This is a genomic window from Pantoea phytobeneficialis (genome assembly GCF_009728735.1).
In the GTDB taxonomy this organism is placed as follows: Bacteria; Pseudomonadota; Gammaproteobacteria; order Enterobacterales; family Enterobacteriaceae; genus Pantoea; species Pantoea phytobeneficialis.
The window spans coordinates 1,712,314-1,737,624 of record NZ_CP024636.1; the positions used below are offsets into that span (position 1 = coordinate 1,712,314).

The window sequence follows — 25,311 nt, forward strand, 5'->3', positions numbered from 1 at the left end:
TCATCCTTCCGGACAGCTGGCTCGGATTGGTTAGAAAGTAGAGCGGGAAGCGGTGCTAAACCTTCGCGATTTGGCAAGCTTCCCTGCACAAGTGGCAAAATCGCAAAGAAACGATGGTGATAAATCTAATTTATAAAACAGCGTTTCATTTTCGTGGTGGGAAAAATGTCAGAATTGTGTCGCGACGCGATTTATTGCGCGGAAAAGTGATGTAAACGCAGCCATTTAATGTAAGAAAAGTGGTCCCGAGGTTGAAAGAAACAGAATTCCTCCCGCATACTGCCTGACTAAACTCCAGGTTTAAGGAAATGCACCATGGCTGAAGAAACCATTTTCAGTAAAATCATCCGTCGCGAAATCCCCGCTGACGTGGTTTATCAGGACGAACTGGTTACCGCCTTCCGTGATATCGCACCCAAAGCACCTACGCATATTCTGATCATCCCTAACGTGCTGATTCCCACCGCGAATGATGTGCAGGCCGCACACGAGCAGGCATTGGGGCGCATGATTACCGTCGCAGCGAAAATCGCCCGTGATGAAGGGATCGCCGAAGATGGCTATCGTCTGATCATGAACTGCAACCGTCATGGCGGCCAGGAGGTTTACCACATTCATATGCATCTGGTCGGCGGCAAACCGCTTGGACCGATGTTGGTTGACTAAACCTCAGGCAGGACTTGCTATGCGTCAATGGCTGAGCGGCCTGTTATTGCTGACCCTGGCGGGTTGCAGCAGTGATAAGCCGATGATCAATACTTCGCAATCGCTGGTGATGGAATCGTCAGTGCTGTCGGCCGGTATCATCACCGATGAGCCGAAGCTGGCGGGTAATGATGGGCAACTGCGCGCTGCCAGCGTGCTTTACAATCAACGCGAAACGCCGGTCACTGTACACTATCGTTATTATTGGTACGACGATAAGGGGCTGGAAATCACGCCGCGCGAACCGGCGCAAACGCTAACGGTTCCCGCGCATGGCAGCGTGGAAGCCGCATCGCAAATCGGCAATCTGACCGCCAGCAAGGTGCGTCTCTATCTTTATCTCTGAGGAGTAATCCGTGATTCGCAGTTTACAACGTTCCGGCGCGCTGTTATTTGCGCTGATGCTGACCGGCTGTGTGATTAAACAGCAAACACCGGCTCCGGTAGAACCGACCCAACCGACGACACCGACTCAGCCTGTTCCGCCGCCAACCCAGCCGCAACAGCCACCGGAAACGGTGCCACAGCCGCCTAAGTTGAAAACCATCAACTGGAGCGCCAGCGTACAACCGCTGGTGGCCAACATGGTGCAATCAGCCGGGGTCAATCCGGGCAGCGTGCTGATGGTGGATCGCATCAAGAACAGCACCAATGGCGCGTTGCAGAGCGACAAAGCCACCGATGCTATCCAGAATGCGCTGGCGAACAACGGCAAGTTTACCCTGGTAACGCCGGAGCAACTGGCGCAAGCGAAACAGGCGCTGGGTTTATCGGCGGACGACAGCCTCAACTCGCGCAGCAAGGCGATTGGCCTGGCACGTAACGTGAACGCGCAATATGTGTTGTACAGCAACGCCGCGGGTGATGTGAAATCCCCGACGTTACAAATGCAGCTGATGTTGGTGCAGACCGGCGAAATTATCTGGTCAGGAAACGGTGTTGCACAGCCCTGATATTCAGCTGAATTATCTGATTGAACAACAATGGCCGACGGCGCAAGCTGGCGGTCATTTTTTCACGTTGCCAGGTCTGAGTGGACAGAGTGTACGCATCGATAGTGGGCAGGGTTCATTGCTGGCGCGGCGCGCACCTGGCTCACCGATTCCCTTTGTCGACCGTCAGCGTGAATATCGTCTGCTGAACAAACTCCAGGCCTCCCAACTGGCACCTCGCCCCCTGGGCTGGCGCGAGCCCTGGCTGCTGTTGCCGTGGATAACGGGAGAGGTGTTGTCAGACGCCGAATTCAGCCAACAGCGTGAGGCGGTGGTGGCGTTACTGCAACGTCTGCATCAACAGCCGCTGACCGGCTATCGGCTCTCCCTTACGCCGCTGTTGCAGCGTTACTGGCAGCTTTGTCAGCAGAAACACTGGCGCTGGCAGCGGCGATTGCAGCGGTTGGCGAAAGTGGGTGAGCCGCGTCCATTACGTCTGGCTCCCATCCATATGGATGTTCACGCCGGGAACCTGATCATGACCGATGCGGGACTGCGTCTGATTGACTGGGAGTATGCGGCCGACGGGGACGTCGCGCTGGAACTCGCGGCAATTTGCGCGGTCAATCCAGCACAGCAACAGGAATGGATCGCGACTTATGCCGAGGCGACGCAGCTGATTCCCGCCGTATTGCAGCGGCAAATTCAGCAATGGCAGCCGTGGCTACAGGTGTTGATGGCCAGTTGGTACCAACTCCGCGCCGAGCAGAGCCAGGATGACACGCTGGAGCAACTGGCGCGTGCCAGCTGGCAAGACCTTTGATTTTACAGGATTGATATGATGACGATGAATACCCCCGGACCACTGATGCTCGACGTCGAAAGCTATGAGCTTGACGCCGAGGAGCGGGAAATTTTGCAACATCCGTTGGTAGGTGGCCTGATTCTGTTTGCCCGCAACTATCATGACCCGGCGCAGTTGGCTGAACTGGTGCGGCAGATTCGTGCGGCATCGCATAGCCGCCTGGTGGTCGCGGTGGATCAGGAAGGTGGGCGGGTACAACGTTTCCGTGAAGGATTCACCACGTTACCGGCGATGCAGTCGTTCGCGGCGTTGCATGATCTGCCGACCGCAGGAGACGTGGCGCAGCAGGCAGGCTGGCAAATGGCGGCGGAGATGATTGCGCTGGATATCGACATCAGCTTTGCTCCGGTGCTGGATATTGGTCATATCAGCGCGGCGATTGGCGATCGTTCGTTCCATGCCGATCCGCACATCGCTTTACAAGTGGCGCGTCGCTTTATCGCGGGCATGCATGAAGCGGGTATGAAAACCACCGGCAAACATTTTCCCGGACACGGTGCGGTGAGCGCCGATTCGCATAAAGAGACGCCACGCGATCCGCGTGATGCCGGCACCCTGCGTCAGCATGATATGGCGATCTTCCAGCAACTGATTGACGAGCGTGCGTTAGATGCGGTGATGCCCGCCCACGTTATCTATACTGAGGTGGACCCGTTACCTGCCAGCGGTTCGCCTTACTGGTTGAAAACCGTGTTGCGTGAGGAGCTGGGCTTCGACGGGGTGATTTTCTCCGATGATTTGTCGATGGAAGGTGCCGCCGTCATGGGTAGCTACGCTGAACGCGCGCAACAGTCGCTGAACGCCGGATGTGACATGATTCTGGTATGTAACCATCGTCAGGGGGCGATCAGCGTGCTGGATAATTTGATCCCGATCGGGGCGACGCGGGTGGCGCAGTTATACCATCAGGGACGATTCACGCGCGATATGCTACAGGCGAGCACGCGCTGGCAGCAGAATCAGCGCCAGCTCAGTGAGCTGCAACACCGCTGGCTGGCACACAAAGCGTCGGGCAGATAACGGCCGCTGCCCGGAACGTTCACCACGCTGAGGATAATCATGATCATCTATTTGCACGGTTTCGATTCCAACAGTCCGGGCAACCATGAAAAGGTGCTGCAATTGCAGTTTATTGACCCGGACGTCAGGCTGATCAGTTACAGCACCCGCCACCCAAAACACGATATGCAGTTTTTGCTGAAAGAGTGTGACAAGCTGCTGCATCAGGCTGCCGATGATCGGCCGCTGATTTGTGGTGTCGGCTTGGGGGGGTATTGGGCCGAACGTATCGGCTTTCTGTGTGGCATTCGCCAGGTGATCTTTAATCCTAACCTGTTCCCGGAAGAGAATATGGAGGGCAAGATCGATCGCCCGGAAGAGTACGCCGATATCGCCACCAAATGCGTCAACAATTTTCGCGAGAAGAACCGCGATCACTGCCTCGCCATTTTATCACGCCATGATGAAGCGCTGGATAATCAACGCAGTGCCGCACAGCTGCATCACTTCTATGAAATTGTCTGGGACGAAGAAGCCAGCCATAAATTCAGGAACATCGCACCGCATCTTCAACGCATCAAAGCCTTCAAAACCTTGGTTTAATCCTGCCTGCGCCGTGTGATGCGGCGCAATGTTTGTGTAACATTCTGATAATGCCGCTGAAAGATTGATGTACATCAATTTTGTTGTGATATCCCGATCCCGCCATGATATTCTGCCCTCAGCTCGCGATTTAATTTCGCCAACCCTATGTTTATTAAGGTTTTTTATTAACCATTAATTAACTTTTGGTTTACAACTTTGAGGGGGTCTTTGTTGACTACATCTATGAAAAAAATTGTGATTGTCGGCGGTGGTGCCGGCGGCTTAGAGCTGGCCACCCAGCTCGGACACAAGCTGGGCCGGAAAAAGAAAGCTGAGGTGATTCTGGTTGATCGTAACCACAGCCATCTGTGGAAACCGCTGCTGCATGAAGTCGCTACCGGTTCACTGGATGAAGGTATTGATGCGCTGAGCTATCTGGCCCACGCACGTAATCACGGTTTTCAGTTCCAGTTGGGGTCCCTGACGCAGATCAACCGTGAGAACAAAACCATCGAGCTGGCAGAGATTCTCGATGCGGAAGGTGAAGTGTTGGTGCCGCAGCGTGAGTTGGCCTATGACACGCTGGTGATGGCGCTGGGCAGTACCTCGAATGATTTCGGCACTCCGGGTGTGAAAGATCACTGCATTTTCCTCGACAACCCACATCAGGCGCGTCGTTTCCATAACGAAATGCTCAACCTGTTCCTGAAATTCTCGGCCAGCGAAGGCCGCCTGGATAAAGTGAACATCGCCATTGTCGGCGCCGGTGCGACCGGCGTTGAGCTGTCAGCGGAACTGCATAATGCGGTGAAACAGTTGCACAGCTACGGCTACAAAGGTCTGGATAGCTCCGCGCTGAATGTCACGCTGGTGGAAGCCGGTGAGCGTATTTTGCCTGCGCTGCCGCCACGTATTTCTGCCGCGGCGCATCAGGAGTTGACCAAACTCGGCGTGCGCGTGCTGACGCAAACCATGGTCACCAGCGCCGCAGCCAACGGCCTGAACACCAAAGGTGGCGAGTTTATCGAAGCCGACCTGATGGTGTGGGCGGCCGGTATCAAGGCACCTGATTTCATGAAAGAGATCGGCGGGCTGGAAACCAACCGCATCAACCAACTGGTGGTGAAGGACACGTTGCAGACCACCCTGGATGATGACATCTATGCCATCGGCGACTGCGCCTCCTGTGCGCTGCCGTCTGGTGGTTTCGTGCCGCCGCGTGCGCAGTCTGCTCATCAGATGGCCTCGCGCGCGCTGGAGAACATCCTGGCGCAGATGAAGGGCAAGCCGCTGAAAGCCTATGTCTATAAAGATCACGGCTCGCTGGTGTCGCTGTCGCGCTTCAGTACCGTCGGCAGCCTGATGGGCAACCTGATGCGTGGTTCGATGATGGTCGAAGGGCGTATCGCCCGTTTCGTCTACATTTCTCTGTATCGTATGCACCAGATCGCCCTGCACGGTTACTTCAAAACGGGCCTGATGATGTTGGTCGGTAGCCTGAACCGCGTGCTGCGTCCTCGCCTCAAGCTGCACTAAGCCATTCCGGGCGGTTTCAGCCGCCCGAATCTGCTAACTGATTGAAAACGTTCAGACCGGCCCGCAGCGCCGTCTGGCGTTTTTCTGAACTAAGAACTCTCCGAAAAGCTGGCCCTGACGGCCCGGCGCTGCGTTTCCTCCATTAATCTGATGTTGCAAAATCGGGCCATCTGTAAAACTTATCTCACAGACACGGCGCGTCGCGCACGCCGGTTATGTCCCGGCTACACAGGATGCTGTGAGTTTCAGGATTGCGCGGTAACAACTTCAGGAGGACATTCCTGTGAACAAATCAATGTTAGCGGGTATCGGTATTGGCGTAGCGGCCGCATTAGGGGTTGCTGCAGTTGCCAGCATGGATGTCTTTGACCGTGGCCCGCAATACGCTCAGGTTCTCTCCGCAACACCGATTAAAGAGAGTATCAAGCAACCGCGACAGGAGTGTCGCAATGTGACATCAACCCATCGCCGTCCGGTGCAGGATGAGAATCGTTTGACCGGTTCCGTATTGGGTGCGGTGGCTGGCGGTGTGCTGGGTCACCAGTTCGGTGGTGGACGCGGCAGGGATGTGGCGACAGTCGCAGGCGCACTGGCGGGTGGCTACGCCGGTAATCAGGTACAGGCAGGTATGCAGGAACGTGATACCTACACCACTTCAGAACAACGTTGCAAAACGGTGTATGACAAACAGGAAAAAATGCTGGGTTATGACGTGACCTATAAAATAGGCGACCAGCAGGGCAAAATCCGTATGGAAAAAGACCCTGGCACCCGCATTCCGCTTGACCGTAATGGTCAGTTGATCCTGAATTCAAATCAGGCCTGATTGGGCAAAGACACATCACAGCAGGGGGCGATCCTCAGGGATCGCCCCCTAATCATTTCTGGCATATATCGCGCGGATTTTTATAAAAAATAGCGCGATAAATCGCGACGATACAAATTAAAGTCATTTTTCATGGCTAATTATCGCCTCATCCCTGAGGCGCTACAGATATATGAAAACTACAACCATCAAATACCTGAGTTATTGGTTAACCCACTCAATGCTGAGCCAAGGCCACTCACCACGCCACCGACGGTCGATAGTACCGAACCGAGTAAGCCCGTGACAGTTGAGGTGAGGTTACCCACGACTCCGCTCACATCCGCGACACCGGGAAGTGATACCGCGCCGCCGCTAACCTGTGAAATTTCCTGCTCAGAGAGTTCACGCATTGATTCATTCATAGTTGGACTCCAGATTATCAAAAAATGGTTGACTGGATGATAACGATATTTGAATCGGGCCTTGTTTTTTGAAAGCCCTTATTCAGGATAGACGGCATTGGATGAATGAAAAGAATATTTTTGAAAAATAATTGGCCCTAAAAAAGAAAGTTATTTTTACTGGCGAAAATAAGTCTCCGGTATTTTTCCGGATTATTTTATATAACCATCAATACGGAAAAGAATAATTCCGTAATAAACTCAGTTCTGTCCTAAATAGGTTATGACCACTCAGCCATATCGATCACCCGGTCTGCCGAGGCGATAGTTGAAGGGCGGTGGGCGATCAGGATACGGGTGATGTTCAGCCCGCGGATGGCTGCATTGATTCGGCTCTCGTTATCGACATCAAGGTGGCTGGTTGCCTCATCCAGAAATAACACCTGGGGGCGACGATACAGTGCGCGGGCGATCAGCAGCCGCTGCTTTTGCCCGCCAGAGAGACTTCCCCCTAACTCACTAATCAACGTTTGATACCCCATCGGCATTGCCAGAATATCATCGTGAATTTGGCTGAGTCTGGCGCATTCCTGTATCCACGCATCATCTGGCTGGGTATCAAAGGAGCAAATGTTCTCCGCCACGGAACCGGCCAGTAGCGTGTCCTCCTGAAGTACGCAGGCGATACAGGCCTGCCAGTTGGCGATCCCGCTGGCACGAATGTCGATGCCATTGACATACACCTCTCCGCCTGTCGGCTTCAGCAATCCGGCCATAATCTTCAGCAGGGTGGTTTTTCCTCTACCGGAGGGGCCGGTGATCGCCACACATTCTCTGGCATGAATATCCAAATCCAGCTCATTGAACAGCAAGGGGCTGAACGGGTCGTGCCGGAAGGTCAATTTTCTGACGGATAATGCCGCTGGCTCCTCGTGGTGCAGAAGCGGATGGACAGGCGCGCCAGGTGTCGTTTCAGGTGTCGCAAGGACGATATCGGCCACGCGGTCCTTATGCACAGACAGCATGCGGAGCTGGAGCACATTATCCAGCAGGGCCGCAGTGCGATCGGCAAAGAGTCCACGATAGGTGCTGAAGGCGACAAACATCCCCAGCGTCATATGCCCGGCAATCACCGCATTCGCCCCCAGCCACAACAGGGTAATTTGTTGCAGCGTGGCAATCAGGGTATTGCCGCCTGAAAACAGCATCTCAAAGCGGGTCTTGCGGATGGTGGTATTAGCGCTTTCGACATTCAGGTTTAACCAATGCTGCGCCCGTAGTGCCGCTAATCCCAGCGCTTTGATGGTGTGGATGCCATACAAGGTTTCCATAAAATGGGAACCGGAACGGGCATTTTTGACAATTTGTTCTTCTGAGCTTTGTCGCCATGCCTGGTAGGTACCCAGACGAAACAGGATCCACAGCAGGGTAAACGCCAGCACTACCCATAATAAACTGCCGCCATACAACAGCATCATGATAATCAGACCTACGGTCATAATGCTGTCGATAATGCCGCTGACCACATTACTGGTCAGAGTGGTTTGTAGCGTCTCCAGCGAGGTAAAGCGCGACTGAATATCGCCAAGCTTGCGCTTTTCAAACCATTCGGTTGGCAACGCGAGCAGATGATCAAACAGCCGCGCTTTGCCTTGCACCGTAATCAGGGTGCTCATGACCAGCGAAGTCCAGCCTCTGAGCATGCTGGCACCGGTGCGAAACAGCACAAAAAACACTAATCCGAGACAAATCAACGTCAGTAGTCCGGCATCGCTGGCGGGGATGGCATGGTCCAGCACCATCTGCATCCCCACGGGCAGCAGCAGACTGACGGATTCTATCAGCACCGAGTAACAGAATAATTTGGTGAGCGTAGTTCCCAGGCCAGCAATGCGTCCCGTCAGTGACCAGAGAGGTATGCGTGGGCGGGCAGGGGAATTTTTCGGTATCTCACCCGAGGGCCATAATTCCAGCGCCACGCCGGTAAAATGCAGCGAAACTTCCTGCATCCCCAGCACACGATGGCCTGTAGCCGGATCATGAATAACGACGCGGTTACGCTTAACCGCAACCAGCACTACAAAATGGTTAAGATCCCAGTGCAGGATACAGGGCAACTTCAGCGCTCGCAGATTATCCATCTCCAGCCGTAGTGCGCGCGATTTCAGACCGGCCATCGCTGCGGTATCGATCACGGTACGCAGGGTCGCCCCCCGGGATGAGATGCCGGATTGTTGGCGCAGCAGTCTCAGATCTGCCGGTAACTGATACCAACTGGCGATCATCGCCAGACTAACCAGCCCACATTCAGCCGCTTCAGTTTGCAACAGCACCGGTATGCGACGTCGCAGGCGGATATGCAGGCGGGAGAAGAGTTCTTTCATTTCACCGTTCGTCACTGACTGGCCCCGTGATGCTGTTTTTCAGGAAATAGTAAGGGGAGAGCATCCACTGCCACAGTGGCCGCTTTTCAAGAAACACCGTGGCCTGAAGCTGCATACCACTGGCTAATGGCAGCGTTTTTCCCTGCCAGCGCAATCCCTGGTGATTCAGCGCTACATTGGCTTTAAACCAGGCTCCGGCGATCTGCCCATCCGCTAACCGTGGCGCGCTGCCATAGTTGTTGAGTTCACGCGGTGAAACCGGCGCGGAGGATATCGACAGCACCTTGCCCGGAAACTGACCATATTTCTCCGCCGGGTACGCGGCATAGCTGATATTAATCATGTCACCGGGTTTGACGTAGGGGACGCTGTCGTTCGGTAGCCAGATCACCAGGCTGGGGGTGCTATCGCCGGTCGGTACCAGTTGCGCCAGGCTATCGCCGTCGCTAACCATCTCACCTTCAGTGACGCTTAATGACGAGATACGTCCGGCTGAGGGGGCGGAAATCAGGCGCTCACTGCCTGCGTCAGCTTCCGCCAACTGCCGCTCGATATCGGCCTGACGAATGTGGTACTGCGCCTGCTGGGCGTCAAAATCGGCGGCACGGGTCACCTGCTGGCTGAGCAGCTCTGCAATCTGCATATCCTGTTGTACCCGCTGCGAGTTCAGGCTATGCCAGACACTAAGCTGTTGATAAAAAAGATAGCGTTGATTGTTTTGCTGGTCGGTGGTGATCAACCCCTTACGCATGAAACGGCTATAGTCGTTCATACTGCTGCGCATCACGTTCAACCCTTCAGTGGCAGAATCCACCATCTGTTGGGTTTTTTCGCGGGCGCTGCGTAACTGATCAAGTTGCTGCTGAATGCTGGTCAGGGTGGCGCGTCGATTTTGTTCCAACTGATGCTGCATTTCTCCCATCTGCTGCTGCTGTTTTTTCAGCAGGGCACGGGTGGTGGCGCTGAGGTTGCCGGAAGAGGACACGCGGCTGATATCCAGCGCATACAGCGGCGTACCGGCATTGACCTGTTGGCCGGGGGAGACTAATAAACGGGAAATCACCCCTTGTTCAGGTGCAAACAGATTGATGGTGTGGGGCCAGGTGATGACTTCGCCACTGACATTGGCCCGGCGTGTGTAGCTGCCCTGCCACAGAAAAAGCAACAGTGCGGCAAGAAACAGTAAGGTGATGCACAACGTTATCCATACGGGCCAGCCCGTGATAAGCAGAATCGGTCCGGCGTAACGTGACTGCAAATGTTCACTGACTTCCTTGCGAAACAGCATAAACACACCAGCGCATAAAATGGACTGATGAGAAAGATAGTCAGCAACCCTGGGCTTATCCAGTATCAGGGCTGATATTTTACGTGGGCGGGGTTAAAAAGAGTCATGTTTAATTTTATGATATATAAAGACAATCAATTTATGGTGTTTTCAATGGAATGATAAAACCATTAATTTAATTTAAGCTGATGCGCATTGCTGCGCACCAGCAATAAGCCTTACACTCGATTTTTCATCAGGTCACTGACGAAATTCTGCACCCACTCCATGCGCGTTTTGCGCTCGGCTAAATCGCGGGTGAATTTCAGGCGTGTCGGACCATCCAGCTTCCACTGGCGCGGGTCTTTTTGCAGCAGACCAATCAACCAGCCAGGATCGACGTGATTCTGCGGCGCGAACTCAAAGAAACCGCCTTTTTCACTGGCCTCGATGCGGCGCACACCCAGCTGACGCGCAACTAAACGCAACGCTGCAATATCCAGCAGATTACGTGCTGCATCAGGCAGGGAGCCAAAGCGGTCAATCATCTCCACCTTAAGCTCAGCCAGTTCGCCGTCATCGCTGGCGCTGGCGATGCGTTTGTACAATGACAGACGGGTGTTCACATCAGGGATAAAATCATCCGGCAGCAGCGCTGGCATACGCAGCTCAATGTCCGTCTGGTTACTGGTGAGGTCTTCCAGCGAGGGTTCACGTCCGGCCTTCAGCGCATCGACCGCGCTTTCCAGCAGCTCCATATACAAGGTAAACCCGATGGTTTCCATCTGGCCGCTCTGATCTTCACCCAGCAATTCACCGGCCCCGCGAATCTCCAGATCGTGGGTCGCCAGCGCAAAACCGGCACCCAAATCCTCCAGTGAGGCGATAGCTTCCAGTCGCTTTTGTGCGTCGGTGGTCATGGCTTTCGGATGTGGGGTCAGCAACCAGGCATACGCCTGGTGGTGCGAACGGCCGACACGACCACGCAACTGATGCAACTGCGCCAGGCCAAAATGGTCGGCGCGTTCGATGATGATGGTATTGGCGCTTGGCACGTCGATACCAGTTTCGATGATGGTGGTACACACCAGCACGTTGAAGCGCTGGTGGTGGAAATCGTTCATCACCCGTTCCAGATCGCGCTCACGCATCTGGCCGTGACCAATGGCGATGCGGGCTTCCGGCACCAGTTCCGCCAGCCGTTGGGCCGCCTTTTCGATGTTTTCCACATCGTTGTACAGATAGTAAACCTGGCCGCCGCGCAGCACTTCACGCAGAATTGCTTCACGCACCACCAGGCTATCGTACTCGCGCACAAAGGTTTTCACCGCCAGACGGCGTGCCGGTGGCGTAGCGATAATCGACAGATCGCGCATGCCGCTCATCGCCATATTCAGGGTACGCGGGATCGGGGTCGCGGTCAGCGTCAGAATATCGACATCGGCGCGCATCGCCTTGATGCGCTCCTTGTGACGCACACCAAAGCGGTGTTCTTCATCGACAATTAACAGCCCGAGATCGTGCCACTTCAGGTCACTCATCAGTAGCTTGTGCGTGCCGATCAGGATATCAACTTTGCCCTCTGCCGCCTGCTCCAGTATCTGGTTTTGCTCTTTGGCACTGCGGAAGCGTGACAGCATCTCAATGCGGATGGGCCAGTTGGCAAAACGATCGCGGAAATTATCGTAGTGCTGCTGAGCCAGCAGGGTGGTGGGCACCAGTACCGCCACCTGTTTGCTGTTCTCCACCGCCAGGAAGGCGGCGCGCATCGCAACCTCGGTTTTACCGAAGCCCACGTCACCGCACACCAGACGATCCATGGCCAGCGGCTGACACATATCGCTCAGTACGGCGTTGATCGCCTGGGCCTGATCCGGCGTGGTTTCAAACGGGAAGCCTTCACAGAACAATTGGTATTGATCGCGGTCGTGCTTAAAGGCAAAACCGGCTTTGGCGGCGCGCTGGGCATAGATATCCAGCAGTTCTGCTGCCACGTCGCGCACTTTTTCTGCCGCTTTCTGACGGGCGCGGGACCAGGCATCGCTTCCCAGCTTGTGCAGCGGCGCGTTTTCGTCAGCGCCCCCGGCGTAACGGCTGATCAGATGCAACGACGAGACCGGCACATACAGTTTGGCGTCGCCAGCGTAGGAGAGCATCAGATATTCGGCTTCAATCCCCCCGGCTTCCAGTCGGGTCAGGCCAATATAACGTCCCACGCCGTGTTCCAGATGCACCACCGGCTGACCGGGATGCAACTCGGCGAGGTTGCGGATCAGCACATCCGGGTTAATGGTGCGGCGGTTGTCCTGACGGCGGCGGCTGACACGCTCGCCCAGCAGGTCGCTTTCACAGATAAACGCCAGCTGGCGTGCGTTATCGATAAAACCGCGTTCGCTGGCACCAATCATCAGGCTGTGCGGTTGTGCGCTGGCGTCCGCCAGGCGGCTGATGGGCTGTGGACGCAATTTGATGCGCGCCAGCAGTTCCTGCAAGCTTTCACGCCGGCCTTCGCTCTCGACTGAGAACACCACCGGACCGTTGAACTGTTCCAGGAACTGACGCAGCAGATCGAGTGGCGCTTTGGCCTGAGCCTGCACCGTCAGTTCCGGCAGCGGTTGATAGCCGAGGTTGGTATTGGCGGCCTTGTCAGCCAGCGTTTCGCTGCTTAACTGGACGCGTGGCCAGGCTTTCAGCTCACTGAATAACGCATCCGGACGCAGCCACAACGCCACCGGCTCCAGCAGTGGGCGCATCGGGTCGATACGGCGGTTTTCAAAACGCGCATTGACGTCTTGCCAGAAGCGCTGCGCGCTGCTTTCCAGGTCGCCGCTGTTAACAATCAAAGTGTTGGCAGGTAGGTAGCTGAATAACGTCGGCAGCGCCTGCTCGAAAAACAGCGGCTGCCAGTATTCAATCCCGGCGGGCAGGGTGCCTTTGCTCACCTGCTGATAAACGTGTTCCGCTTCGCGGCGCACATCAAAGGTTTCGCGCCAGCGGGTGCGAAACTGTTCAATGGCGGCTTTATCGGTCGGGAATTCATGGGCTGGTAGTAGATTGATGGCGTCGACCGCTTCCAGCGTGCGTTGGCTGTCGACATCAAACAGGCGCAGGCTATCGATTTCATCATCAAAGAAGTCAATGCGGTACGGCTGATCGCTCCCCATCGGGAACAGGTCGAGCAGCGCGCCACGCGTGGCATATTCCCCGTGCTCCATCACCTGGTCGACATGGCGATAACCGGCTTGTTCCAGTTGGTCGCGCAGGGCATCGCGCGAAAGCTGTTGCCCTTTACGCATCACCAGCGCATGGCCGTGTAAAAAGCTGTGCGGGCAAACGCGCTGCATCAGCGTGTTCACCGGCATGATCAGCATGCCCTGAGTCAGGGTCGGCAATTGATACAAGGTGGACAAACGGGAGGAGATAATGTCCTGATGCGGGGAGAAGCTGTCGTAGGGCAGCGTTTCCCAGTCGGCGAGGTTACTGACCGGCAGATCGGTGAACTGGCGAATCTCTTCCTGTAGTCGCAGGGCAGATTGCATATCCGGGGTAATCATCAGCACCGGACCCTGATGATGTTCGGTGATGCTGGCACACTCAACCGCCTGGGCGGCTCCCACCAGTTGACCGAGTTGACGGTGGTCACCGGCTTTGACTGGCAGGGTATAACGACTCTGTTCGGACATGGGGTCTCGACATTCTCTCCTTTTATTCCAGGGCGTCATCATTCCACAATCCGCCCTGAGGATCACCTGTCGCGGTGCTTTTTTCCCGGTTCCGTTACTTAATTGATTGCTGCGTATAATGCATACGCGGTCGATCGACGTTGGCCCAGGAGAGTTCCTGTTCCAGATGATAACTGTGGTTACCGTCGTCCCACTTCACGTAATAACCGGTTGGCGCATCACCCTGCTCGAACACGTTGACGATCACGCCTTTAATTTCACCCGATTTGTGTTTAACGATACTGCCTTTGGGAAACTTGAGCATATGTTGTACCCCCACACTCAACATCACTACTTAGTGTAGTTTACCGCAGCGGCTGACCAATAAACGTACAATTAACGTCATTATTTTGTCGCTTTTTTGTGCATGAGGTCGCTATGCGACGCATTTTGACGCAACTTTGCCGCAGACTCAGAGGGTTAGAGGTTTCATAAAGCAGGCGGCTCCTTTATCATCCCACTACTTATTTTCAGGCTACTGCCAAGACGGATCTCATGTATCAACCAGTCGCGTTATTCATCGGCCTGCGCTACATGCGTGGCCGCGCTTCAGACCGCTTCGGTCGCTTCGTCTCCTGGCTCTCCACTATCGGCATTACGCTGGGAGTGCTGGCGCTGGTGACAGTGCTGTCGGTGATGAACGGCTTCGAGCGAGAGCTGGAGGGCAATATCCTCGGTCTGATGCCGCAGGCGCTGGTGACCAGCGATAAAGGCAGCATCAATCCGCAGCAACTCACGGCGCAAAGCCTTAATTTGCAGGGCGTCAGCCGTGTCGCGCCATTGACCACCGCCGATGTGGTGCTGCAAAGCGCCCACAATGTTTCAGTCGGGGTGATGCTTGGCATCAACCCGGACGAAAAAGACCCCTTAACCCCTTATCTGGTCAATACCCCGCAGAGCGTGCTGCAAGCCGGACAATACAACGTGATTCTCGGTGAGCAACTGGCCGGGCAGTTGGGCGTCAAACGTGGCGACCAGCTGCGTCTGATGGTGCCGTCAGTCAGCCAGTTTACGCCGGTAGGCCGTGTGCCGAGCCAGCGTATCTTTACCGTGGCGGGTACCTATGCCGCCAACAGCGAAGTGGACGGCTACCAGATCCTGGTGAATCAGCAAGATGCCTCACGCGTGATGCGCTATCCGCTTGGCAACATCACCGGCTGGCGTCTGTGGCTGGATAAACCGCTCGACGTGGATACCCTCAGCCAGCAAAAACTGGCCGATGGCCTGGTGTGGAAAGACTGGCGCGAGCGCAAAGGCGATCTGTTCCAGGCGGTACGCATGGAGAAAAATATGATGGGGCTGCTGCTCAGTCTGATCATTGCTGTCGCCGCGTTTAACATCATTACCTCGCTGGGCCTGCTGATTATGGAAAAGCAGGCCGAAGTGGCGATTCTGCAAACCCAGGGCTTAACCCGTCGGCAGATTGTGGCGGTGTTTATGGTGCAGGGCGCCAGCGCCGGTATTATCGGTGCGTTGCTCGGCACGCTGCTGGGGGTGTTGCTCGCCAGCCAGCTCAACCATTTGCTGCCGGTGATTGGCCTGTTCCTCGATGGTGCCGCGTTGCCGGTGGACATCAATGTCTGGCAGGTGGTCACCATTGCGCTGGTGTCGATGGCCGTGGCGCTGCTTTCTACTTTTTATCCGTCATGGCGCGCTGCCGCCGTTCAACCCGCTGAGGCCTTACGTTATGAGTAACACCCCTTTGTTGCAGTGTCGTGACCTGTGCAAACGCTATCAGGAAGGCAGCGTGCAGACCGATGTGCTGCGCAACGTGGCTTTCAGCCTGCAACCCGGTGAACTGACGGCGATTGTCGGCAGCTCCGGTTCCGGTAAGAGTACTTTGCTGCATCTGCTGGGCGGGTTGGATGCGCCAACCTCTGGCGATGTGATCTTTGATGGTAAATCCCTGAATGCGATGTCCTCTTCGGCCAAAGCTGAGCTGCGCAACCGTGAGTTGGGCTTTATTTATCAGTTCCATCACCTGCTGCCGGATTTCACCGCGCTGGAAAACGTGGCGATGCCGCTGCTGATTGGTAAAGCGGCCAAAGGTGAAGCGGAAGCGCGCGCCCGTGAGATGCTGGCGGCCGTTGGGCTGGAGAAACGCGCTGCGCACCGTCCTTCCGAGTTATCCGGTGGTGAACGGCAGCGTGTGGCGATTGCCCGTGCGCTGGTGAATCGCCCGCGTCTGGTAATGGCGGATGAGCCAACCGGCAACCTCGATGCCCGCAACGCTGATGCGATCTTTGAGTTGCTGGGTGAACTCAATACCCGCCAGGGCACCGCATTTCTGGTGGTGACACATGATTTACAGCTGGCGAAACGTCTCAGCCGTCAGATGGAGATGCGCGACGGTCAGTTGAGCGAACATTTAACGCTGGGAGCGCAGTAATGACGCCTTCGTTATCCCTACTGCTGGGGCTGCGCTTCAGCCGTGGCCGTCGGCGTGGCGGCATGGTGTCGCTGATTTCGATTATCTCCACCGTCGGTATCGCGCTGGGCGTGGCGGTGTTGATCATCGGCCTGAGTGCGATGAACGGCTTCGAACGGGAATTGAATAACCGCATTCTGGCGGTGGTGCCGCACGGTGAAATCGAGCCGGTAAACCAGCCGTTTCGCAACTGGCAGCCGATGATTGCGCCGATCGAGCAGGTGCCGGGTATTGCCGCCGCCGCCCCTTACATCAACTTTACCGGCTTGATTGAGAGCGGCGCGAAGTTACAGGCGCTCCAGGTCAAAGGGGTGGATCCGCAACAGGAGCCGCGCCTCAGTGCGCTGCCGCGTTTTGTTGCTGGTGATGCCTGGTCACAATTTGCGGCCGGAAAACAGCAAATCATTTTGGGCGGTGGTATCGCTAAGTCGCTAAACGTGAAGCAGGGTGACTGGATCACCATCATGATCCCCAACAATGATGGCGAAAATAAGCTGCTTCAGCCGAAACGCATCCGTTTGCAGGTGAGCGGTATTCTGCAACTCAGCGGCATGTTGGATCACAGCCTGGCGCTGGTGCCGCTGGCTGATGCGCAAACGTATCTGGATATGGGTGACAGCGTCAGCGGTATCGCGCTGAAAATGAGCGATCCCTTCAAGGCGCAGAAACTGGTGCGTGACGCCGGTGAAGTGACCCATTCGTACGTCTATATCCGTAGCTGGATTGGGACTTACGGTTATATGTACCGTGATATTCAGATGATCCGCGCCATTATGTATCTGGCGATGGTGCTGGTGATTGGCGTCGCCTGCTTCAACATCGTCTCGACGCTGGTGATGGCGGTGAAGGATAAGAGTAGCGATATCGCGGTGCTGCGCACGCTCGGGGCGAAGGATGGCCTGATTCGCGCCATCTTTATCTGGTACGGGCTGCTCGCTGGGTTGCTGGGCAGCGTCAGTGGCGTGGTGGTTGGCGTGCTGGTGGCACTGAATCTGACACCGATTATGCGCGGCCTGGAACATCTTACCGGCCATCAATTGCTGGCCGGAGATATCTACTTTATCGACTTCCTGCCGTCAGAGCTGCACTGGCTGGATGTGATTTCCGTCCTGGCCACGGCTATAATTCTGAGCCTGCTCGCCAGTTGGTATCCGGCCCGTCGCGCCAGCCGCATCGACCCGGCCCGCGTGTTGAGCGGGCAGTAACCGCAAACAGGCGCAGCGGCGGTATCGCGGCTGCGCAGATTAAGGAGCCTTTATGCGCACACCCCGTCGTCGCTTACGACTCGCCCGCTATAAAAAAACGCGTCGTAAAGTGCATCAGCGCTTTCGCCAGCGTATTTTTGAACGCGATCGTAAAGCCGAGCTGGCCGCGCATCCCTTACCGCGTGTGGTGGTGTTAACCGGGGCGGGAATATCAGCGGAATCGGGCATTCGCACCTTCCGCGCGGCGGATGGCCTGTGGGAAGAACATCAGGTAGAAGATGTTGCCACCCCGGAAGGATTTCACCGCGATCCGGCGCTGGTACAGGCGTTTTACAATGCACGTCGGCGTCAACTGCAACAACCTGACATCCAACCCAATGCGGCGCATCTGGCCCTGGCGGAGCTGGAGCAGGTATTGGGCGATAACTTCCTGCTGGTGACGCAAAATATCGATGATTTGCACGAACGCGCCGGTAGCCAACGCGTGCTGCATATGCACGGTGAATTGCTGAAAGTGCGCTGTGTCAGCAGCGGCCAGGTGATTGACTGGACCGACGATCTCACCCCGGATGACCGCTGTACCTGCTGTCAGTTCCCTTCCGCATTGCGTCCGCATGTGGTGTGGTTTGGCGAAATGCCGCTGGGGATGGAAGAGATTTATCAGGCACTCGATAGCGCCAACCTTTTTATCGCGATTGGCACCTCTGGTCATGTCTATCCGGCGGCCGGTTTTGTCCATGAGGCGAAAATACAGGGCGCGCATACAGTGGAACTGAATCTGGAACCCAGCCATATCGGTAACGAATTTGCTGAAGGTCAGTACGGCCTGGCGAGCGTAGTGGTGCCGGAGTTTGTGCACACCTTTCTGCGTGGGTTGTATAAATAAACAACAAGTTGCGCGATAAATCACGGCGCTACACATATGTGCATGTTTCGTAGCGGCGCGATTTATCGCGCATTTTTGTTAACGTCCCGCTTTGAGTTTCTGGAACAATGTCTCGTACTGCACGCTGGCATCGCCGACATCATTCTGCCACTCGCCGTGGTTAATCACGTCTGCTGAGGGATACAGCGACGGGTCTTCCGCCACCGCTTTTGGCAACAATTTCTTCGCCGCCAGATTTGGCGTCGGATAACCAATGGTTTCCGCCACTTTTGCGGCGACTTCCGGGCGTAGCAGGAAGTTTATCAACTTCAGCGCGCCGGCCTTGTTTTTGGCATTGGCCGGGATCGCCAGGTTATCCATCCAGAAAATACCGCCTTCTTTTGGCCAGATGACCTGCAACGGTGTGCCGGCCTGACGCGCAACATAGGCGGAACCATTCCAGATCATGCCGAGATTCACTTCCCCTTCCATATAAGGGTTGCCTGGGTTATCGGAGTTGAAGGCCAGCACGTTCGGCATCAGCTTTTTCAACTCTTCATAAGCCGCGTCGATCTCCTTCGGGTCACGGGTGTTGCCCGAGTATCCCAACTTAAGCAGCGCCATCTGGAACACTTCGCGTGCATCATCGGTCAGTAGCAGGCTTTGTTTATATTCCGGCTTCCACAAGTCGGCCCAGCCGCTGACGCTTTTCGGGTCAATGGCGTCGGTATTGATGCCAATCGCGGTTGCGCCCCAGATATAGGGGATCGAGTAATCGTTATTGGGATCGAACGGTTTGTTGAGCAGATTCGGATCGAGGTTGTGAAAGTTGCTCAACTGAGACTTATCAATTTTCTGCAACATCCCTTCATTGCGCATTTTGGCGATAAAGTAAGTGGAGGGCACCACCAGGTCATACGCGCCATCTTTCCAGGTTTTCAGCTTGGCATACATGCTCTCGTTAGACTCGTAGGTGGAGTAAATCACCTTGATGCCAGTTTCTTTGGTGAACTGCTCCAGCAGCCCCGGCGGCACATATTCGGTCCAGTTGTAGAAGTAGAGCGTGTTGCTGTCGTCAGCCTGTGCGCTCTGCATGCCCAGTGCCAGCGCCCCAGCCGCCAGCCAGTGAGACCATTTATTCATGGGTTGTCCTCTATTTAGTTTTATCGCGCAATAACAGCTGACTGGCTGCCACCAACAGCAGCGACAGTAGCAGCAAAATTGTCGCCAGCGCGTTCACCTCGGGCGAGACGCCGACTTTCACCATCGAGTAAATTTTCAACGGCAGAATTTCAAACGTTGGGCCGGTGACGAAGGAGGAAACCACTACATCGTCCATCGACAGGGTAAAGCTCAACAGCCACCCGGCAGCCACCGCGGGCAGCGCCAGCGGCAGCAATATCTTGCGCAGGATGATGATTTCACTGGCGCCGAGATCCCTGGCGGCCTCCAGCATACGCACATCAAACCCTTTCAGACGTGAATACACGGTAATGACGACAAACGGCAGGCAAAAGGTGATATGCGAAAACAACAGCGACCAGAAGCCGAGTGAGATGCCCAGCAACATAAACAGCACCAGCAGCGAAATCGCCATCACAATGTCGGGTGACATCATTACCACGAACAACATGCCGCTGACGAAAGGTTTGCCGCGAAAACGATAACGATACAGCGCGACTGCCGTCAGGGAACCGATAATCGTGGCGCAGCTGGCGGAGAGCACCCCCATCAGCAGCGAATGTTGTGCCGCCTGGAGCAAACTGTCGTTGTTGATCAGCAACCCGTACCACTGGGTACTGAATCCCTGCCAGTTGATGCCGAAGCGTGACGCATTAAACGAATTGACGATCAGGATTATGATCGGAATATAAAACCAGGCGTAAATGACGGCCATAAAGCTGCCGCGTAACCAGCGTGCCATTATTGCAGCTCCACTTTGTTATTCAGCAGTCGCGCCGCGCGCCAGTAAAACAACAGCATCAGCCCCATCAGCAGCGTCATTACGATGCTGGTGGCGGCCCCAAACGGCCAGTCACGGATGTTGAGAAACTGGCTTTTAATCACGTTACCAATCAGCAGATTTCTGGCGCCACCCATCAAATCGGAGACGTAGAACAGACCCATTGCCGGGATCAACACCAGCAGGCAACCGGCAACAATCCCCGGCATGGTAAGCGGCAAAATGATGCGGATAAAGCGTTGCAGCGTATTCGCGCCGAGATCCCGCGCCGCCTCAAGACAGGATCGGTCCAGTTTTTCCAGGCTGGAGTAGAGTGGTAGCACCATAAACGGCAGCAGGATATAAATCAGCCCGAGGATCACCGCTTGCGGCGTGTACATAATGCGAAAAGGTTCATCGATCACCCCGAGCCACAACAAAAAATCATTCAGCCAGCCGCGGGTGCTGAGAAAAATTTTCAGGCCGTAGATGCGGATCAACGAGTTGGTCCAGAACGGCACGATCAGCAGAAACAACATCAGCGGCCGCAGGCGGGGCGACAGCCTGGTCAGGCACCAGGCGAAGGGATAACCCAGCAGCAAGCAGCAGAGGGTGGCAATCACCGCCATATTCAGCGAATGCAGCAGCACCTCGGCATATAACGGGTCGACCAGACGGCTGTAGTTACTGAGGGTAAACACCATGCTGACGAAATGCGCATCGTCACGCGTCAGAAAGCTGGTGACAAAGATCATCAGGTTTGGCAGCAACACGAACAGCGCCAGCCAGCCGACAATCATTGCCACAATAAAATTTTGCAGGCGATTACGCATCAGTTTCATACGGCAGCACCACCTCCCAGCTTTGCACCCAGCTCACCGCCATTTTTTGGTTTAGCGAGTGGTCAAAATCGGGATCGTCCTCATTAAAGAACTCACTCACCGTAAGCAACTTACCGTTTTCCAGTTCGACGGTAGATTCCAGCGTCATGCCTTTGTAGTTGCGTTCGCGAACATAGCCGATCAGCTGGTCGCTGGGGCTGTCGTCTGCTATCTCTTCCACACGTAAATCTTCCGGGCGCAGCAGAACATGCAATTTATCACCCGCGACGACCGGGAAAGGGCAGTGGATCTCACATTCCCGACCTTCCACGCGTGCGCGAACACCGGGGGCGTTATCGCTGTTCAACACCTCGGCATCAAACACGTTGATTTCACCGATAAATCGGGCGACAAACAGATTGGCGGGTTCTTCATAAATCTCGCGGGGCGTGCCATCCTGTTCAATCCGTCCATCACGCATCACCACGATGCGATCCGACATGGTCAGGGCTTCTTCCTGATCATGGGTGACAAAGACAAAAGTGATACCCAGCTTACGCTGCAACGCTTTCAGTTCGTTTTGCATCTGCTTACGCAGTTTGTAATCCAGTGCTGACAACGACTCGTCAAGCAGCAAGACTTTTGGCCGATTCACCACCGCACGGGCGATTGCCACGCGCTGCTGTTGGCCGCCAGAGAGCTGCTGAGGGCGACGCTGCGCAAAACTTTCCAGCTGCACCATCGCCAGCGCCTCGTTGACGCGCCGGGTTATCTCATCCGCCGGGGTTTTCTGCATCCGCAGGCCAAAAGCCACGTTCTCAAATACCGACATATGCGGAAACAGCGCATAGCTCTGAAACACGGTGTTGATATGGCGGTGCTCGGCGGGCGTGTCGGTGATATCGTTGCCATCAAGGATGATGCGACCGTTATCGGCCTCTTCCAGTCCGGCAATCAGACGCAGGATCGTGGTTTTGCCACAGCCGGAGGGACCCAGCAGGGTGATAAATTCGCCGTGGCGGATAGTCAGCTGAAAGTCGGAGATGATGGATTTACCATCGAAAGCTTTACTGATGCCAGAAAGCGTAACCAGCGCCTGTTGCGCGCGTGTTTGCGTCATTTTAGTCACTCAGTCTGAAAATGATCTGATTACAGCATAGTCGTTGGTAACGGCCTGCCGTGATGAAGGGCGGGATAATACCTGAAAAAAGCACCAATGCCATGTTTCAGTGAGGAATTACCTTGAAAAGTCTGAAAAAAATCGGAGTATGCTGTACGGACACACGCTGGCAGGGAAGTCATCTTTCTTTATTTGATGATTAAGCAAATCATCAGGACGGGACTAACCTGATGGATAATGATTTGACGCAACATCGCGTCACCAGCGACCTATGATAATAATGCAGGTTCTTTAGAGGGATGACCGATGGATCAATTACTTGAGCGCTTTCTCAGTTATGTGGCGGTAGAAACCCAATCAAAACCGCAGGCACGACAGGTGCCAAGCAGCGAAGGGCAGTGGACGCTGGCACGTCAGTTACAGGAAGAACTGCTGGCTCTGGGTTTTGTTGATGTGACCTTAAGCGACCATTGCTGCGTGATGGGCACCTTACCGGCGAATGTTGACTGGCCGACCCCGGTGATTGGCTTTATCTCGCATATGGACACCTCGCCGGATTTCACCGCGAAGAATGTCAATCCGCAGATTATTGAGAACTACCGTGGCGGGGATATTGCCCTCGGCAATGGGGACGAAATTCTTTCGCCAGTGATGTTCCCGATATTGCATAAATTGATTGGTCATACGCTGGTTACTACCGACGGTAAAACCCTGCTGGGTGCCGATGATAAGGCCGGGGTGGCGGAAATTATGACGGCGATGGCGCGCCTTGCCAAAGGGGATATCCCGCACGGTGCGATTCGTGTCGCCTTTACGCCGGATGAAGAGATTGGTCGTGGTACGTCGTACTTCGACATTGAGAATTTTGCCGCCGACTGGGCTTATACCGTTGATGGTAGCGACCTTGGCGAATTCGAATTCGAGAACTTTAATGCCGCGTCAGCCGTGGTGAAAATCGTCGGTAACAATGTGCATCCCGGCACCGCGAAAGGCGTGATGGTGAATGCGCTGGAGTTGGCGATGCGTTTCCATGCTGAAGTCCCGGCGCAGGAAAAACCCCAGTTTACCGAAGGTTATGAAGGTTTCTATCATCTGCACAACATCAAAGGCACGGTAGAACATGCCGAGATGCAATACATCATCCGTGACTTTGACGCCGACAACTACGCGAAACGTAAACAGCTGCTGGAAGAGATTGGCCGTCGGGTCAGCAAGGGATTACACGGCGAGTGTTCGGTAAAAGTCGAGATCAGCGACAGCTATCGCAATATGCGGGAGAAGGTGGAGCCACACCCGCATATTATCGAGCTGGCGTTGCAGGCGATGCGTGATTGCGGCATCGAGCCAAACGTGAAACCGATTCGCGGCGGTACTGACGGTTCAGCGTTGTCGTGGAAAGGTTTACCGTGCCCGAATCTGTTTACCGGTGGCTACAACTATCACGGCAAACATGAGTTTGCTTCACTCAACGTGATGGCCCAGGCGGTGGATGTGATTGTGCGCCTTGCAGCGCTGGTGGCAGAGAAGAAATAACGTCCGTCACGGCGCGTTTATCGCGCCGTGACGGTTCAGTGCATACTGTTGTTAGTCCGCGAAGAACCAGTAGCCACTGTTGACCAGTGCAGCGAGCTGCGCCAGCAGCGATGGGTCATCCAACGCAGTACCAAAATCTTCCAGCGTCAACACCTGACGATTGGCCAGCGCCGCCAGCACTTCCGGGTGGCTACAAGCCACGCTTTCACCGTTAACGAACACCACATCACCCAGCGTCAACACACGCAGACCGCCAAGACGGGTCAGGGCGTCCCCCTGTTGCAGGGCGTCGTAGATCTCATCTGGCTGATACGGCGGCTCGGGTGGCGCGATATCCAGTTCGTGACGTGACTGGGAAATAAATTCGCCAAACCACTGGTTAAATTGTTCCGGCTGATTGATCACATCCAACATCGCCGCACGGATGCCTTCCACTTCTGATGGCAGGATTTGCGACGGACAATCACGCGTTGGGACATCAGGATCGCTATAACGATAGCTGCCCAGCTCATGCGCCAGCACATAGTCGGCAAAACCGCTGATCAGTTCACGGCCACTGGGGGCACGGAAGCCTACCGAGTAGTTCAGCGCGTTTTCCAGCGAGTAACCTTCGTGCGGGAATCCCGGCGGAATATAGAGAATATCGCCCGGTTCCATCTCTTCATCGATGATGGCATCAAAGGGTTCCACCTGGAGCAGGTCCGGGTGCGGGCAATGCTGTTTCATCGGCACTTTCTCGCCAACGCGCCAGCGACGACGTCCGGTGCCCTGAATAATAAACACATCATACTGGTCGAAATGGGGACCTACGCCGCCGCCCGGCACGGCAAAGGAGATCATCAGATCGTCAATGCGCCAGTCGGGCAAGAAGCGGAACGGACGCATCAGTGCCGCAGAAGGCTCATGCCAGTGGTTCACCGCCTGCACCAGCAGCGACCAGTTGTTTTCGCCGAGATGATCATAACTCTCAAACGGACCGTGGCTTACCTGCCATTTGCCGTTGTTGTGGCTCACCAGGCGGCTATCCACCTCGTTTTCCATTGCCAGACCGGCCAGCTCATCAGGAGAAATAGGGTCAATAAAGTTTTTAAAACCACGTTTGAGCACCACCGGGCGTTTTTGCCAGTAGCGCTGAATAAAATCGGGCCAGTTAAGATCGAGCTGATAATCCATAGAAGGGTTCCGGTTAGGGC

The 25,311-nt window shown here is 55.2% G+C and carries 23 protein-coding genes; 13 read left to right on the forward strand and 10 right to left on the reverse strand.

Annotated elements, in window-relative coordinates:
• Window positions 1-315 precede the first annotated feature (315 nt).
• From hinT to CTZ24_RS08000, 8 genes are all read left to right on the forward strand, one after another.
• A complete protein-coding gene (gene hinT, locus CTZ24_RS07965) occupies window positions 316-666 on the forward strand; it encodes a purine nucleoside phosphoramidase (protein ID WP_013508671.1) in 351 nt (116 codons plus the stop codon).
• Between the two features lie 19 nt (window positions 667-685).
• Window positions 686-1,051, forward strand: a complete 366-nt coding sequence (locus CTZ24_RS07970; protein ID WP_021185615.1) for a YcfL family putative periplasmic lipoprotein — start codon at window positions 686-688, stop codon at window positions 1,049-1,051.
• A gap of 10 nt (window positions 1,052-1,061) precedes the next feature.
• Entirely contained in the window at window positions 1,062-1,658 is a 597-nt protein-coding gene (gene lpoB, locus CTZ24_RS07975; RefSeq protein WP_021185616.1) for a penicillin-binding protein activator LpoB, read from the forward strand.
• Window positions 1,645-2,460: a thiamine kinase gene (thiK, locus tag CTZ24_RS07980; protein WP_208725254.1), complete on the forward strand. Its 816-nt coding sequence runs from the start codon at window positions 1,645-1,647 to the stop codon at window positions 2,458-2,460. Before lpoB ends, thiK begins: the two co-directional genes overlap by 14 nt.
• An 18-nt stretch (window positions 2,461-2,478) precedes the next feature.
• Window positions 2,479-3,522 carry a beta-N-acetylhexosaminidase gene (nagZ, locus tag CTZ24_RS07985; protein ID WP_208725519.1) on the forward strand — a complete coding sequence of 348 codons (1,044 nt, stop codon included), beginning with the start codon at window positions 2,479-2,481 and terminating at the stop codon, window positions 3,520-3,522.
• A 39-nt stretch (window positions 3,523-3,561) separates the two neighbouring features.
• Entirely contained in the window at window positions 3,562-4,104 is a 543-nt protein-coding gene (gene ycfP / locus CTZ24_RS07990) for an alpha/beta hydrolase YcfP (protein WP_021185619.1), read from the forward strand.
• 213 nt (window positions 4,105-4,317) lie between these two features.
• Complete coding sequence (locus CTZ24_RS07995; protein ID WP_152521908.1) at window positions 4,318-5,622, forward strand: NAD(P)/FAD-dependent oxidoreductase; 1,305 nt, start codon at window positions 4,318-4,320, stop codon at window positions 5,620-5,622.
• A 283-nt stretch (window positions 5,623-5,905) separates the two neighbouring features.
• Window positions 5,906-6,448: a glycine zipper 2TM domain-containing protein gene (locus CTZ24_RS08000; protein WP_021185621.1), complete on the forward strand. Its 543-nt coding sequence runs from the start codon at window positions 5,906-5,908 to the stop codon at window positions 6,446-6,448.
• Window positions 6,449-6,636: 188 nt separating this feature from the next.
• Here the strand turns inward: CTZ24_RS08000 and CTZ24_RS08005 are convergent, their stop codons facing one another.
• The 5 genes from CTZ24_RS08005 to CTZ24_RS08025 form a co-directional block, all read right to left on the reverse strand.
• A complete protein-coding gene (locus tag CTZ24_RS08005; protein ID WP_021185622.1) occupies window positions 6,637-6,852 on the reverse strand; it encodes a hypothetical protein in 216 nt (71 codons plus the stop codon).
• A gap of 260 nt (window positions 6,853-7,112) precedes the next feature.
• Window positions 7,113-9,230 carry a peptidase domain-containing ABC transporter gene (locus CTZ24_RS08010; RefSeq protein WP_244634029.1) on the reverse strand — a complete coding sequence of 706 codons (2,118 nt, stop codon included), beginning with the start codon at window positions 9,228-9,230 and terminating at the stop codon, window positions 7,113-7,115.
• Window positions 9,217-10,503, reverse strand: coding sequence for an HlyD family secretion protein (locus tag CTZ24_RS08015; RefSeq protein WP_208725256.1), 1,287 nt, complete (start codon window positions 10,501-10,503; stop codon window positions 9,217-9,219). The genes CTZ24_RS08010 and CTZ24_RS08015 overlap by 14 nt, the downstream gene beginning before the upstream one ends.
• A 218-nt stretch (window positions 10,504-10,721) precedes the next feature.
• On the reverse strand, window positions 10,722-14,165 hold the full coding sequence (mfd, locus tag CTZ24_RS08020; protein WP_208725257.1) for a transcription-repair coupling factor: 3,444 nt from the start codon (window positions 14,163-14,165) through the stop codon (window positions 10,722-10,724).
• Window positions 14,166-14,259: 94 nt separating this feature from the next.
• Window positions 14,260-14,469: a hypothetical protein gene (locus CTZ24_RS08025; RefSeq protein WP_021185626.1), complete on the reverse strand. Its 210-nt coding sequence runs from the start codon at window positions 14,467-14,469 to the stop codon at window positions 14,260-14,262.
• A gap of 230 nt (window positions 14,470-14,699) precedes the next feature.
• On the opposite strand from CTZ24_RS08025, the gene lolC reads away from it, so the two are divergent.
• The 4 genes from lolC to cobB are packed head-to-tail and all read left to right on the forward strand — an operon-like array spanning window position 14,700 to window position 18,723.
• Window positions 14,700-15,899, forward strand: coding sequence for a lipoprotein-releasing ABC transporter permease subunit LolC (lolC, locus tag CTZ24_RS08030; protein ID WP_021185627.1), 1,200 nt, complete (start codon window positions 14,700-14,702; stop codon window positions 15,897-15,899).
• The gene (gene lolD / locus CTZ24_RS08035; protein WP_021185628.1) at window positions 15,892-16,593 is read left to right on the forward strand and encodes a lipoprotein-releasing ABC transporter ATP-binding protein LolD; all 702 of its coding nucleotides are present in this window, start codon (window positions 15,892-15,894) and stop codon (window positions 16,591-16,593) included. The genes lolC and lolD overlap by 8 nt, the downstream gene beginning before the upstream one ends.
• Window positions 16,593-17,837, forward strand: a complete 1,245-nt coding sequence (gene lolE / locus CTZ24_RS08040; RefSeq protein WP_208725258.1) for a lipoprotein-releasing ABC transporter permease subunit LolE — start codon at window positions 16,593-16,595, stop codon at window positions 17,835-17,837. Before lolD ends, lolE begins: the two co-directional genes overlap by 1 nt.
• 52 nt (window positions 17,838-17,889) lie before the next feature.
• Entirely contained in the window at window positions 17,890-18,723 is an 834-nt protein-coding gene (cobB, locus tag CTZ24_RS08045) for a Sir2 family NAD+-dependent deacetylase (RefSeq protein WP_021185630.1), read from the forward strand.
• A gap of 78 nt (window positions 18,724-18,801) precedes the next feature.
• Here cobB and potD read toward each other — a convergent pair whose 3' ends face one another.
• The 4 genes from potD to potA are packed head-to-tail and all read right to left on the reverse strand — an operon-like array spanning window position 18,802 to window position 22,585.
• Window positions 18,802-19,845, reverse strand: coding sequence for a spermidine/putrescine ABC transporter substrate-binding protein PotD (gene potD / locus CTZ24_RS08050; RefSeq protein WP_021185631.1), 1,044 nt, complete (start codon window positions 19,843-19,845; stop codon window positions 18,802-18,804).
• A 10-nt stretch (window positions 19,846-19,855) separates the two neighbouring features.
• Complete coding sequence (gene potC, locus CTZ24_RS08055) at window positions 19,856-20,629, reverse strand: spermidine/putrescine ABC transporter permease PotC (RefSeq protein WP_036627384.1); 774 nt, start codon at window positions 20,627-20,629, stop codon at window positions 19,856-19,858.
• Window positions 20,626-21,477, reverse strand: coding sequence for a spermidine/putrescine ABC transporter permease PotB (gene potB / locus CTZ24_RS08060; protein WP_200864680.1), 852 nt, complete (start codon window positions 21,475-21,477; stop codon window positions 20,626-20,628). The genes potC and potB overlap by 4 nt, the downstream gene beginning before the upstream one ends.
• Window positions 21,470-22,585 (reverse strand): spermidine/putrescine ABC transporter ATP-binding protein PotA, encoded by a 1,116-nt coding sequence (gene potA, locus CTZ24_RS08065; RefSeq protein ID WP_208725259.1) that lies wholly within the window; start codon window positions 22,583-22,585, stop codon window positions 21,470-21,472. Before potA ends, potB begins: the two co-directional genes overlap by 8 nt.
• Window positions 22,586-22,891: 306 nt before the next feature.
• Between potA and pepT the strand changes: the two genes are divergently transcribed.
• On the forward strand, window positions 22,892-24,118 hold the full coding sequence (gene pepT, locus CTZ24_RS08070; RefSeq protein ID WP_021185635.1) for a peptidase T: 1,227 nt from the start codon (window positions 22,892-22,894) through the stop codon (window positions 24,116-24,118).
• A 51-nt stretch (window positions 24,119-24,169) separates the two neighbouring features.
• Here the strand turns inward: pepT and CTZ24_RS08075 are convergent, their stop codons facing one another.
• The gene (locus tag CTZ24_RS08075; RefSeq protein WP_208725260.1) at window positions 24,170-25,291 is read right to left on the reverse strand and encodes a ribosomal protein uL16 3-hydroxylase; all 1,122 of its coding nucleotides are present in this window, start codon (window positions 25,289-25,291) and stop codon (window positions 24,170-24,172) included.
• Window positions 25,292-25,311 lie beyond the last annotated feature (20 nt).